This is a genomic window from Streptomyces kronopolitis (assembly GCF_050953795.1).
Taxonomy (GTDB): domain Bacteria; phylum Actinomycetota; class Actinomycetes; order Streptomycetales; family Streptomycetaceae; genus Streptomyces; species Streptomyces kronopolitis_A.
Window position 1 is genome coordinate 5,597,751 of record NZ_CP191850.1, and the last position, 11,948, is coordinate 5,609,698.

General features: G+C 74.1%; 11 protein-coding genes. 6 read left to right on the forward strand and 5 right to left on the reverse strand.

The genetic code is table 11. The annotated features are described in order from the left end of the window. Positions 1 to 61 precede the first annotated feature (61 nt). The gene (locus tag ACQP17_RS24945) at positions 62 to 1,306 is read right to left on the reverse strand and encodes a sensor histidine kinase (RefSeq protein ID WP_433858276.1); all 1,245 of its coding nucleotides are present in this window, start codon (positions 1,304 to 1,306) and stop codon (positions 62 to 64) included. Positions 1,307 to 1,486: 180 nt separating this feature from the next. On the opposite strand from ACQP17_RS24945, the gene ACQP17_RS24950 reads away from it, so the two are divergent. Further along, positions 1,487 to 2,074 carry a hypothetical protein gene (locus ACQP17_RS24950; RefSeq protein ID WP_433858277.1) on the forward strand — a complete coding sequence of 196 codons (588 nt, stop codon included), beginning with the start codon at positions 1,487 to 1,489 and terminating at the stop codon, positions 2,072 to 2,074. 93 nt (positions 2,075 to 2,167) lie between these two features. On the opposite strand, the gene ACQP17_RS24955 is transcribed toward ACQP17_RS24950, so the two are convergent. Further along, positions 2,168 to 2,740 carry a cob(I)yrinic acid a,c-diamide adenosyltransferase gene (locus ACQP17_RS24955; protein ID WP_364877447.1) on the reverse strand — a complete coding sequence of 191 codons (573 nt, stop codon included), beginning with the start codon at positions 2,738 to 2,740 and terminating at the stop codon, positions 2,168 to 2,170. Positions 2,741 to 3,280: 540 nt separating this feature from the next. Here ACQP17_RS24955 and ACQP17_RS24960 point away from each other — a divergent pair. From ACQP17_RS24960 to ACQP17_RS24970, 3 genes are all read left to right on the forward strand, one after another. After that, on the forward strand, positions 3,281 to 4,129 hold the full coding sequence (locus ACQP17_RS24960) for a 3-hydroxyacyl-CoA dehydrogenase family protein (protein WP_433858278.1): 849 nt from the start codon (positions 3,281 to 3,283) through the stop codon (positions 4,127 to 4,129). Positions 4,130 to 4,274: 145 nt separating this feature from the next. Then, a complete protein-coding gene (locus ACQP17_RS24965; protein WP_364877449.1) occupies positions 4,275 to 4,598 on the forward strand; it encodes an STAS domain-containing protein in 324 nt (107 codons plus the stop codon). A 359-nt stretch (positions 4,599 to 4,957) separates the two neighbouring features. Continuing rightward, positions 4,958 to 7,522 (forward strand): ATP-binding protein, encoded by a 2,565-nt coding sequence (locus ACQP17_RS24970; RefSeq protein ID WP_433858279.1) that lies wholly within the window; start codon positions 4,958 to 4,960, stop codon positions 7,520 to 7,522. 116 nt (positions 7,523 to 7,638) lie between these two features. Here the strand turns inward: ACQP17_RS24970 and nucS are convergent, their stop codons facing one another. After that, entirely contained in the window at positions 7,639 to 8,301 is a 663-nt protein-coding gene (nucS, locus tag ACQP17_RS24975) for an endonuclease NucS (RefSeq protein ID WP_329146377.1), read from the reverse strand. A 249-nt stretch (positions 8,302 to 8,550) separates the two neighbouring features. Between nucS and ACQP17_RS24980 the strand changes: the two genes are divergently transcribed. Then, positions 8,551 to 8,943, forward strand: a complete 393-nt coding sequence (locus tag ACQP17_RS24980; RefSeq protein WP_364877455.1) for an SCO5389 family protein — start codon at positions 8,551 to 8,553, stop codon at positions 8,941 to 8,943. 155 nt (positions 8,944 to 9,098) lie between these two features. Here the strand turns inward: ACQP17_RS24980 and ACQP17_RS24985 are convergent, their stop codons facing one another. Beyond that, positions 9,099 to 10,148, reverse strand: a complete 1,050-nt coding sequence (locus ACQP17_RS24985) for an LLM class flavin-dependent oxidoreductase (protein ID WP_433858280.1) — start codon at positions 10,146 to 10,148, stop codon at positions 9,099 to 9,101. A gap of 185 nt (positions 10,149 to 10,333) precedes the next feature. Here ACQP17_RS24985 and ACQP17_RS24990 point away from each other — a divergent pair, with 185 nt between their 5' ends. Next, a complete protein-coding gene (locus ACQP17_RS24990) occupies positions 10,334 to 10,651 on the forward strand; it encodes an ATP/GTP-binding protein (RefSeq protein WP_433858281.1) in 318 nt (105 codons plus the stop codon). 21 nt (positions 10,652 to 10,672) lie between these two features. Here ACQP17_RS24990 and ACQP17_RS24995 read toward each other — a convergent pair whose 3' ends face one another. Next, complete coding sequence (locus ACQP17_RS24995) at positions 10,673 to 11,671, reverse strand: ABC transporter permease (RefSeq protein WP_433860002.1); 999 nt, start codon at positions 11,669 to 11,671, stop codon at positions 10,673 to 10,675. Between the last annotated feature and the right edge of the window lie 277 nt (positions 11,672 to 11,948).

Here is an 11,948-nt window from a genome sequence, read left to right on the forward strand (position 1 = left end):
GCGCCGCCGGTGTGCGCGTCTGCCGCATCGCCGGTGTGCGCGTCCGTCGCGCCGCGGGTGGTCACGTTGTCTCCTCCTCGGTGGGCAGTGCTGCCCGGACCAGCCAGAACCGGCCGTCCGGCTGCTGTGCCGGACCGGCCTCGAACTCCCCGCCCAGCAGGGCGATCCGCTCGCGCATCCCGATCAGGCCGGTGCCGGAGCCGGGTGCCCGGGGGCCGGTCCGGTCGGCGAACGGGCTGCGGACGGCGACGGTGAGCGCCCCGTCCTGCTCCCGGGTGAGGCGGACGCGCACCTCACCGGGGGCGGCGTGCTTGAGGGCGTTGGTCAGCGCTTCCTGGACGATGCGGTACGCGGCCAGCTCGGCCGGGGCGGCGGGCCTCGGCGCGGCCCCGGTGCCGTGCGGGGCGCGGGCGTCGTCCAGCACGAAGGTCAGCCCGCTGCTCGCGCCGCTGGTCCGGGCCTGGTCGAGCAGGGCGTCCAGGCCGTCGAGGGTGGGGGTGGCGGCGGGAGTGTCCTGCGGTCCGGTGGTCGCCGGGTTCCGCAACAGCCTGATGAGGCGGCGCATTTCGGTCAGACCTTGCACGCTGTTCTCGCGGATCACCCCGAGCGCCTCGCGGGTCGCCGACGGGTCGTCGATGGACTGGGCGGCGGTGGAGTGGATCGCGATGGCGGACAGATGGTTGGCCACCATGTCGTGCAGCTCGCGCGCCATCCGGGCCCGCTCGCCGGCCACCGCCCGCGCCCGGTCCCGCTCGGCCAGCAGCGCGATCCGCTCGGCCCGCAGCCGGGCGGCCTCCGCGGCATCGCGGTGTTCACGGAGCATCAGACCGGTCGAGGCCGGGGCGATGGTGATCAGCGCCAGGCCGATCGCGACCAGGACGACCTGCGGGCTGTGCCACACCGCGGTCAGCACACCGGTCCCCAGGACCGTCACCAGGACGCAGTGCAGCGGGATCCGGCGGGCCGCGCCCGGCGGACCGTAGAGCACCGCGGCGTAGACCACGTCCGTGAACATCAGAACGGTGACGACCAGGTTGCCGGTGCAGACGTCCAGCGCCAGCGCCGGCAGCGCGACGGCCAGCGCGACCAGCGGGGCCGTGCGGCGCACCAGCTCCGCCAGTGCCATCGCGGCGAGCGCGAGCAGGGTCAGCGCGGGCGGCAGGCCCAGCTGCGGGGGACCGCCGTGCAGCCCCAGCGCCCACAGCAGGAGACCGCCGAGCAGCCCGCCGCCCGCGAGGAGCACATCGAGGCGGTGCGGCCGGCGGACGGTGGCGGGGGAGGTGGCGTGGGGGGACCGGGCGAACACCCCTCCATCCAACACGGGGGCACGGCCCGCCGCGTCCCCGTGAGGGACACCCGTGGGGCAGCGGGCTACATCGAAGGATGCAGCGCCGGATCGTCGCGGACGACGAGGTGCCGGGCGGCGGCCGCTGACAGGCTCAACTGGGGCGGCCGCAGGGCCGGGAGAAGGGAAAGGGGGACAGCCGTGGTCGTCACGCTGATCATCGTCTGTGAGGTCGGTTTCTGGGTGCTGCTGGCGGCCGGTCTGGCGCTGCGCTACCTGGCCGGGATGCGGCGCACCGGCGCCGCGGTGCTGCTGCTGGAACCGCTGCTGGAACTGGTGTTGCTGATCGTCACCGCGATCGACCTGAAGAACGGGGCGACGGCGGACTGGAAACACGGGCTGGCCGCCGTCTACATCGGCTACACCGTCGCCTACGGGCACTACACGATCACCTGGGTCGACGCCCGGGGCGCGCACCGTTTCGCGGGCGGCCCGCCGCCGGTCAGGCCGCCCCGCTACGGGATGGCCCGGGCCCGGCACGAGGGCCTGCTGTGGCTGCGTACGGTGCTGATGGCCGTCGTCGCCTCCGCGCTGCTGCAGTGCGCGATCTGGTACGTCGGCGACGGCGACACCGGCTCCCTGCGCAGCTGGCAGGCCGTCACGCTGCGCGCCGTCGTGATCCACGGCGTGATCGCGCTGACCTATCTCCTCTGGCCGAAGAAGGACCCGGGCCGCGCCGCCACCTCTGACGGCGAAGCGGCCGGGCCGCGGCGGAAGACGCTGCGTTAGGCCGCTGTCCGCCGGACCGCCGGGTGCCCCGCCCGGCCCTGGGGTTCTGGCGAACGTCGCAACACTCGACGTCCGGGCGGGGCACGGAAGGGCTCAGCGCTCGCCGCCCGGCACCCACAGCACGTCCCCGACCTCCTTGTTGGCCGTACGCGCCAGGATGAACAGGAGGTCGGAGAGGCGGTTGAGGTAGGTGGCGGTCAGCGGGTTCATGGTCTCGCCGTGCTCCTCGAAGGCCGCCCAGGTCGCGCGCTCGGCGCGGCGGACGACCGTGCACGCCTGGTGCAGCAGCGCGGCGCCGGCCGTCCCGCCCGGGAGGATGAAGCTGCGCAGCTTCTCCAGCTCTTCCAGGAAGCGGTCGCAGTCGGCCTCCAGCTTGTCGATGTAGCTCTGCTCGACGCGCAGCGGCGGGAACTCCGGGTTCTCCACGACCGGCGTGGAGAGGTCCGCGCCGACGTCGAAGAGGTCGTTCTGCACCCGCAGCAGCACCGCGGTGACGTCCTCGGGGAGCGAGCCGAGCGCGATCGCCACACCGAGGGCCGCGTTGGCCTCGTTGGCGTCCGCGTACGCCGCGATCCGCGAGTCGGTCTTGGCGGTACGGCTCATGTCGCCCAGGGCGGTGGTGCCCTTGTCGCCGGTCCGGGTGTAGATGCGCGTCAGATTCACCATACGGGCGAGCCTACGCCGCGGACCTGCGGAAGGCCCGGGCGCACGGGCGAGGCGCCCGGGCCCGGTGGACGGTCTCCGGCGGCTGGGGGAGGCGGGCCGCGAGCACCGCGCGGAGCGGAGCGCGGCGCCCCGACGGGCGACCGGTGCCAGGCTGATGGCGGGCCAGACCGTCCGGGGCGACCGGAGCCTGACGCACCGGTGGGCGCGTGCGGTGCCCGCCGGCCGCGCGCCCGCGCGGGCCTCGGGCCAGGTGCCGGTCCCCTCGGGGAGAGGGCGGGGACGCCGAGGGGCAAAGGTGCTCAACTACGCCGTACGGCCCGCCGGCTGACGGCGAAGTGTCCGGATCGTTCCCCCCGCGGCGCACCCCGCCGATGTGATGTCCGTCATGGATAATCGGCGCCGTGGCACGAAGCGCCTCGTTACAGGGCGGTCGTCGGGTGACGCGCGGGCGTGACGCGCATCTCTTACCCTCCAAAGGATCGCTCACGACCGCTAACGTCACCCACGACCGTCAAAAGCACAGGGTGTGAGGGGACAGCAGTGGCAAAGAAGCTCGCCGTCATCGGCGCCGGACTCATGGGGTCCGGTATCGCGCAGGTCTCGGCCCAGGCGGGCTGGGACGTGGTCCTCCGCGACGTGACGGACGAGGCGCTGGCCCGGGGCAAGGGTGGCATCGAGGCCTCGTACGAGAAGTTCGTCGCCAAGGGCAAGCTCGCGGCGTCCGAAGCCGAACAGGCGCTGGCCCGCATCACCACCACGACCGACCTGGAAGCCACCGCCGAGGCCGACATCGTCGTCGAGGCCGTCTTCGAGCGGATCGACGTCAAGCGGGAGATCTTCCAGACGCTGGACAAGCTCGTCAAGGACGAGGCGGTGCTGGCCTCCAACACGTCCGCCATTCCGATCACCAAGATCGCGGCGGCGACCTCCCGCCCCGAGCGGGTCGTCGGTGCGCACTTCTTCTCGCCGGTGCCGATGATGCAGCTGTGCGAGCTGGTGCGCGGCTACAAGACCAGCGACGAAACCCTCGCCACCGCCCGGGAGTTCGCCGAGTCGGTGGGCAAGACCTGCGTCGTCGTCAACCGTGACGTGGCCGGCTTCGTCACCACCCGCCTGATCTCGGCGCTGGTCGTCGAGGCCACCAAGCTCTACGAGTCGGGCGTGGCCAGCGCCGAGGACATCGACACCGCCTGCAAGTTGGGCTTCGGCCACGCGATGGGACCGCTCGCCACCGCCGACCTGACCGGCATCGACATCCTGATGCACGCCACCGACAACATCTACACCGAGTCCCAGGACGAGAAGTTCGCACCGCCGGAGATCATGCGCCGGATGGTCGATGCGGGCGATATCGGACGCAAGAGTGGGCAGGGCTTCTACACGCACTGATGCCGCGTCAGGGCCGTCGGCCCGATCGGCTCACCCCGCGGGGTGAATTCGGGTATCGGTTCGCTTACAGGCGGCAACTTCGCCGCACGAGAGGCAGTCAGATCTGTAGACGTCCAGGCACCACCCATGACACCGGGGAGCGCATATGCACATCAGGGGCGACCACGCCGAGCTGGTCGTCGGGGGCCGCCTCGACGTCCGCAGCGCGGCGGACGCCCGAACGGCCCTGCACGCCGCCGTCGACTCCGGTCGCGGCGATCTCGTGCTGGACCTGACCGAGCTGGATTCCTGGGATGCCACCGGCCTCGGTGTGATCATGGGCGTGCACCGCCGTGCCGGCCGGGTCAACCGCAGGCTGGTCCTGCGCGGAGTGCCGCCCCAGATGCAGCGCCTGCTGGTCGCCACCCGGCTGCACCGCATCCTCGCCATCGAGGGCGGCATCGAAGCGGAAACGCTTCCCCGGGTGTGAGGCGGGGCCGCCATGCCGCCCGGACGGCCCGCGCACGGCGTCGGGACGGGGACCGGGTGATCACAAAGGCGCGGCACAGCACGAAAAGCGTGACGCACCGCGTAAGAGAAATGTCGTAAAGCGCGCGATACCGGCCAATCCCGGAAGTTCCGGTCGGGATGGGGCCCCGGCGGCGTGCCGGTCGCACTCCAGGTCTAGGGTTCGGATCCCGCCCGTATGTCACCATCCGCGGCGGGATCCGGACCGGACGCGACGGCGAGACCAGCCGCCGGAGCCGGACAAGCGCAGCCGGCACGACGCCCGGCCTCCTGGGTGCCCGTCGGAGGCGGCGCGGAACGAAGCATCTGGGAGCTTTCAGCATGGACCCGAACACGCACCGGGGGCCCGCGGAGTACGACGAGCAGGACGCCCCCGCCGAGCCGCCGGTCCCCGTGCCCGTCGGCCCGCAGAGCGGCTCCAGGGGGCTCGCCCGCGTCGTCCGGGTCGTCTCCGGCGGCTACCTCCTCACCGTCAATCCCGTCGACGGCAGCGAAATAGAACCCTGCCCGCCGGGTGAGGTCCCCGCCGCCCCCGAGAAGCTCGGCCAGGAGGAACGCGACGCGGCCGCCCGCGCGGCGGCGCCTCCGCCGCCCCCCGGCCCGTCCGGGGCCGCCGGGCGCCAGACCGTCCTCGAAGAGCGCACCGAGGACACCGAGCGGCTGGTCCGGCTGCTCTCCCGCGGCCGCTCGGTACGCGTCACCGGCCCCTCCGGCTCGGGCCGCACCCGGCTGCTGGACGCCGTCGCGGAGGCCTGCGCCGACCTCGCCCCGGACGGGGTGATCCGGCTGTCCGGCTACCACCGCAACGCCACCGACCTGCTCTACGCGCTGTTCGCGGCCGCCCACCGGGCCCCGCAGCACCGCCCCGACCGGGCCGGGATGCTGCGCAGGGTCGCCGGGATCGGCGCGATCGTCGTGCTGGACGACCTGGAGTTCGGCGGCGCCGCGCTCGACGAACTGCTCGACGCCACCCCCGAGTGCGCCTTCCTGATCGCCGCCACCCCCGACGTCGCGGCCCCCAGCCCCGCCTCGCACCTCGAAGAGGTCTTCCTCGGCGGCCTCGGCCGCGGCGGCTGCGTGCGGATGCTGGAGCGCGCCGTGGAGCGGCCGCTCACCGACGACGAGGAGGCCTGGGCGGCCGACCTCTGGTTCGAGTCCGAGGGGCTGCCGCTGCGGTTCGTGCAGGCGGCCGCCCTGCTGCGGCAGCGCGACCGGCTGCTCGCCGGGCCGGGCGCGCTCGACGACGGCTACGGCCTCTTCCCCGCGGAGGCGCCGGACGCCGGCGCACCGGACGCCGGGGCGGACGAGCGGCCCGAGGTGCCGCTGCCGTCCCTCGGCGAGGCCGCCGCCCCCGCCCCGCTGCTGGCCTCCCGGCTGAGCGAGGCCGCGCGGGAGACGCTGCGCCTGGCCGTCGCCCTCGGCGGCGAACTGCCGCACCCGGCGCACCTGCCGGCCCTCACCGAGGACACCCACGCCGACGCCGCCCTCGGCGACCTCCTGGACTGCGGGCTGATCACCCCGGTCGCGGGCCACTACCGGCTCGCCGCCACCGTCCAGGACCAGCTGACCGCGGCCGGCTACGCGGAGGGCGCCGCCGCCCGGGCCCACACCGTCGCCCAGCACTACGCCTGGTGGGCCGGTCACCCCTCGGTCACTCCCGAGCGGGCCGCCGCGGAGTCCGGTGTGGCGCTGGCCGCGATGGGCGTGCTGACCGGCAGCCGGGAGAGCGGGCACACCAGCGCGGCCGTGCTGCTCGCCCGGACGGCCGCCCCGGCGTTCGCCGCGGCGCTGCACTGGAACGCCTGGGAGCGCACCCTGCGGCACGGCCAGGAGGCCGCACGGCTGGCCGGCGAGGTCGCCGAGGAGGCCTACTTCCACCACGAGCTGGGGGTGCTGGCGCTGTGCACCGGCAACCTCGACCGGGCGCGCGCCGAGCTGGAGGCCTCCATCGGGCTGCGCGGGGTGCTCTCCGACCGCGACGGCGCGGTGGCCGGACGCCGTGCCCTGGCACTGGTCACCGACAGCTCGCGGGCCGCTGCCGCCGCCGCGGCCACCACCACCCTTCCGCAGGCGTCCGGCGCCGCCGCGCGCAAGCCCGACCTGGCGAAGAGCCCGGCGGCCACCCCGCCCGGCGGCGTGACGGCGGCGGTGGCGCGGGCGACGCCCGCCGAGGGGGCGGCGACCATCGTCGCCCGCGGCTCCTCCCCGACCGCCGCCACGGCGGCCGTCCCGGCCGTGACCGCGAGCGGCGGAAAGGGCGGCAAGCGGGTGTTCGGCCGGGCCCGCCGCAATGTCGTGGCCGCCGGCGCCGGCGCCCTGCTGGCCGCGGTCCTCGGCACCGTCGTCACCCTCGGCATGCCGTCCGGCAACGAGCACCACGACGACAAGGTCAGCACCGAACAGACCTCGGACGACGACGGCGCCTCCAGCGACGACCCGGCGGAGCAGCCCGCCACCGGCACCGACCAGCTGCCGTTGCGGCCCGGCACTCCCCGCCCCGGCACTCCCGGGCACCCGGCGTCCCCGTCCCCGTCGGCCGGCAGCCCCGGTGCCAGTGGTTCGCCCGCCGGACCCAGCACCGGCCCGACGGACCCGACGACCGGCCCCACCGAACCGACCGGACGGCCCACCACGCCCACCGGCCGGCCGACGCGTCCCACGAAGCCGCCGACCGACGAGCCGAGCAGTCCCCCGCCGTCGGACGAGCCGACCGACAGCACCAGCCCGACCCCCAGCAAGCCCCCCACGGGCAAGCCGTCGACGGAGAGCCCCTCCCAGTCCGCGGCCGCCCCCTCCGGCGGCTCCACGGGGGGCCGCACGCCCGGTGGCACGCCGTCGGACGGCGGCGCCTCCTCCGCCGGTACGGCGAGTTCCCCGGCGGGCTGACGGTCCGCACACCACAGCGCGGCGGCCCGGTCCACGACCGGGCCGTCGCGCTGTGTGGTTCTCGGAGGTCCGCCCCGGGGGATCATGGCCGAGAAGCCCCCCGGGTGCCGACGGGGTCAGAACAGCCGGAGCTTGTCGTCCTCGATGCCGCGCAGCGCGTTGTAGTCCAGGACGACACAGTCGATGCCGCGGTCGGTGGCCAGCACCCGCGCCTGCGGCTTGATCTCCTGAGCGGCGAAGACGCCCTTCACCGGGGCCAGATGCGGGTCACGGTTGAGGAGTTCGAGGTAGCGGGTGAGCTGCTCGACACCGTCGATCTCACCGCGCCGCTTGATCTCCACGGCGACGGTCCGGTGATCGGCGTCCCGGCACAAGATATCCACCGGGCCGATGGCAGTGGGGTATTCACGCCGAATCAGGGAGTATCCCTCGCCGAGGGTTTCGATCCGGTCCGCGAGCAGCTCCTGGAGGTGCGCCTCCACCCCGTCCTTGATGAGCCCGGGGTCGACGCCGAGTTCGTGCGAGGAGTCGTGCATGACCTCCTCCAGGGTGATGATGAGCTTCTCGCCGCCCTTGTTCTCCACCGTCCACACGTCCCCGTCGCCCTCCTTGAGGGTGCACGGCGGCGACATCCAGTTGAGGGGTTTGTAGGCCCGGTCGTCCGCGTGAACGGAGACGGAGCCGTCGGCCTTCACCAGGATGAGGCGGGGGGCCGAGGGGAGGTGGGCGGTGAGCCGGCCCGCGTAGTCCACGGAGCAGCGGGCGATGACGAGACGCATGGGGCGAAACGCTACTCGACCGGGGGCCCCGCACGCGATTCGCCCTGGGTCACTGTGCCTTTACGGGGGAAATCCCCGCACCCCCGGCGCTCGCCAATGGCCGGTTGTATGTGCAATCTCCTGGTGCGGGCCCCTTGCGCGGCATACCGTTGAAGCGGGGGGTCGTGAGGCGAACACGCTGTGTCGCGAAACCCCTTGTCCCGTCCCTAGGCCCCGTCCGTCCCGGCGGGGCCGCGAGAGGAGAACCTCATGTCGCTCGACGTCTCACCGGCCCTCCTCGAACAGGCCGAGCGAGGCGAGGTCGACGAAGCCGCATTTGTCGACTGCGTCCGGACCTCCCTGCCCTTCGCATGGGGGATGATCAGCTCTCTGGTGGCTCAGCTGAAGGTCGACGGCGGAGAGTTCGCCGACAATCAGACGCCTCCGCCGGACGAGCAGGCGCGCGGGCAGCTGCTTCGCGCACTGGCGAGTGACGCCATCCGTGGTTCGCTGGAGCGCCACTTCGGTGTGCGGCTCGCCTTTCAGAACTGCCACCGGGTCGCGGTCTTCCCGCTCGACCCGGCGGTGGACGACCGTCTGGCCCGCTTCACCTCCATACGGGGCCAGCTGCTGAATCAGTCGCCGCAACTCCGCGACTGCTGACCGCCGTTGCTGCCGCTGCGCACAGGGTTGTGAGACGCACCGTTCCGGTGTGCCAGCGGCAGCACTCTCCCAGGACGGGGACAACTCCCGGGCACGGCGCGGGGCTTCACCGCGCGCGGGTGCCCCCACCCGCGCACGGCGGCGCCCCGGACCTGTCACCCCACCTGCGGCAGGACTTCCGCGCCCAGCCGGCGCACATTCTCCTCCGTCGCCGCGAGATCACCGGAGCCCTCGACGAGCAGCGCGAAGCGGGTGATGCCCGTACGCTCCGACGTCGCCGCCAGCCGGTCCGCACACCACCGCGGCGGGCCGACGGGGTGCAGCCCGCACAGCAACTCCGTGTACGCCAGCGGATCACGCATCGCGCGGTAGCGGCCGTCGACGGTCACATGCGCGCCCAGGCCCTGCCGCAGCCAGCCGGGCATCGCCTTCGTCAGCGACTCCCGTGCCGCCTCGCGGGCATCGGCGATCTGCACCACGCCCGCCGAGACGTGCGCGGCCGCGGCCACCTCGTCGCCGTCCCGGCCCGCCTCCAGGGCGGCCGAGCGCCACAGCGCGACCATCTCCGCCTTCTCCTCGTCGCCGCAGTGCATGCCCAGCAGCATCGGCAGTCCGCGCGCGGCGGCCGTGCGCACCGAGGCGGGGGAGGTGCAGGCCACCACCACGGGTGGGCCCGGGGGCCCGGCGCAGGGATCGTCCGGAGCGGTCAGCGCCTGATCCGACCGCGGCACCACCGCCACCTCCCGGAACGCGTAGCGCTCGCCCGCCGCGCCGACCCGCGGCTCGCGCAGCCAGCGCAGCAGCAGGTCGAGGGACTCGGGGAAGCCGTGGTCGTACGCGGCGAGCCCGGCGCCGAAGACCTCCAGATCCACCCAGGGCCCGCCCCGGCCCACACCGAGCGTGAAGCGGCCGCCGGTGGTCAGATGCAGCAGCGCCGCCTGCTCCCCGAGCGCCACCGGATGCTGGGTCGGCAGCACGCTGACCGCCGTGCCGACGCCGATCCGGCGGGTGCGCCCCAGCAGCAGGGCCGCCAGCGTCACCGCGCTCGGACAGACGCCGTACGGCACGAAATGGTGTTCCGCCAGCCAGACGTCGTCGAGTCCGGCCTCCTCCGCGATCTCCGCGGAGCGCACCGCGCGGTGCAGTGCTTCCCCCTGTCCCTGGCCCGGGAATTGAGCGGCCAGGATGAAAGCCCCAACGCGCATCGCTCTCTGCCTCCTCGCAGCCGACGCGACTCCCCCCACCGGCAACAACGGGTGACACGTGCCAAGGGCACGGCCTGACGGGAAATTTCCCGATGATCGCAGAATCCTGCCGAGCGGAGTCCACCCCTGACCGAGCCGCGTACGCTGGTGACATCCCGTGACCCCGTGACCCTCCGAGGTGCTCTGTGTCCCCGCGTCGAAACCGCCAGCACGGCGGCGCGAAGCCCATCGACCGCACGGGCGGTGACCGTTACGGCCTGGAACGTACCGAGGAGTGGCGCGGTGAGACCTGGGTCGTCCGGCAACTGGGCGGTGGCGGCGCGGCCAAGCACTACCGCTGCCCCGGCTGCGACCAGGAGATCCCGCCCGGGGTGCCGCACGTCGTCGCCTGGCAGCAGCACGGCGACGTCGACGACCGCCGGCACTGGCACAGGGCGTGCTGGAACGCACGGGACCGCCGGAGCGCACGGCTCCAGCGGTCCCGGAACGCGCCCAGATACTGAGCGGTCGAGCGGCGGGCGGGGTCAGACGTCGCGCTGCGCGACGGCGGCGTAGGCGCCGCCGAGCACCACCGCGGTCACCCCGGCCAGGATCAGCAGCGGGGTCCAGCCGCTGGGGCCGGTGGTCAGGAACGGGATGTCGTAAAGCTGCGCCAGGGCGCTGGGCACCGAGTACTCGATCAGCACCCGCTGGAGGTCCTTGACGCTCTCGCCCTGGAGGAACAGCGCCAGCAGCATCGGCAGCAGCACGACGCCCATCATCGTGCTGATGGCGCCCGCCGAGTGCCGCAGCAGGGTGCCGACGGCCAGCGCCAGCAGACCGAGCAGCGCGACGTACAGACCGGCGCCGAGGGTGGCGCGCAGCCACTGGTCGGCGGTCGGCTCGGGGCCGCGCAGCATGGCGGCGTCGAGCAGCGCGACCACGGTGGTCGCGACGGTCGTGAGCACCAGCGCGAGGGTGAAGAACACGACGGACTTCGCGGTCAGCACCCGGACGCGGCTGGGGCAGGCGGTCAGCGTCGTACGGATCATGCCGGTGCCGTACTCGGACGAGATCGACAGCACGCCCAGGGTGATCACGCACAGGCTGCCGAGCAGTACGCCGACGAAGCCGACGCCGAGCAGCGGGTCCATCTCGCGGTCCGAGCCCGCCGCGAGGGTGGCCAGCAGGCCGATGCCCACGGTCAGGGCGACCATCACGCCCAGCGTCCAGATCGTCGAGCGCAGCGAGCGGATCTTCGTCCACTCGGAGGCCAGCGCATGGCCGAGGTGGGTGGGGCGCACGGGGATGGGCGAGACGTAGCCACCCGCTCCGGCCCAGGCCTGCTGCGGGTGCGCCTGCTGGGGGTGGGCCTGCTGCGGGACGGGCTGCGGGGCGTGGGGGTGGTGCTGCGGCCGGTCCTGGGCGGGCGGCTGCGCGGGGGCGGGCTGCTGCGCCTGGGGCTGGAGCATCATCGTGCCGGCGTCCCGGCCCGGTCCGTGTGCCGCCAGTGGCTGCGGCGCGGCCTGCTGGGGCTGGAGCATCATCGTGCCCGGCTCCCCGGCCCGCGGGGACGGCGCGGGCTGCCCGGGGGCCTGCTGCGCCGGGGGCTGCTGCGCCTGCAGCGTCATGGTGCCGGGCTCCCCGGCGGGCGGCTGCGGCGCGGGGGGCTGCTGGGGCTGGAGCATCATCGTGCCCGGCTCCGCGGCGGGCGGCGGCTGCTGACCGGGCTGCTGCGGCTGCTGCGGACCGGGCCGCGCGGGGGCGGCGGGCGGTGCCTGGGGCGGCATCGGCGGCGCGGCCGGCAGCGGCTGCTCCCGG

What these genes read in the sequence shown, in the direction of transcription:
- ACQP17_RS24955 (WP_364877447.1), bottom strand. Translation starts at nt 2,740, where the DNA reads ATGGTGAATCTGACGCGCATCTACACCCGGACCGGCGACAAGGGCACC.
- ACQP17_RS24985 (WP_433858280.1), bottom strand. Translation starts at nt 10,148, where the DNA reads ATGCGCGTTGGGGCTTTCATCCTGGCCGCTCAATTCCCGGGCCAGGGA.
- ACQP17_RS24980 (WP_364877455.1), top strand. Translation starts at nt 8,551, where the DNA reads ATGTCGCTCGACGTCTCACCGGCCCTCCTCGAACAGGCCGAGCGAGGC.
- ACQP17_RS24965 (WP_364877449.1), top strand. Translation starts at nt 4,275, where the DNA reads ATGCACATCAGGGGCGACCACGCCGAGCTGGTCGTCGGGGGCCGCCTC.
- ACQP17_RS24970 (WP_433858279.1), top strand. Translation starts at nt 4,958, where the DNA reads ATGGACCCGAACACGCACCGGGGGCCCGCGGAGTACGACGAGCAGGAC.
- nucS (WP_329146377.1), bottom strand. Translation starts at nt 8,301, where the DNA reads ATGCGTCTCGTCATCGCCCGCTGCTCCGTGGACTACGCGGGCCGGCTC.
- ACQP17_RS24995 (WP_433860002.1), bottom strand. Translation starts at nt 11,671, where the DNA reads ATGCTCCAGCCCCAGCAGGCCGCGCCGCAGCCACTGGCGGCACACGGA.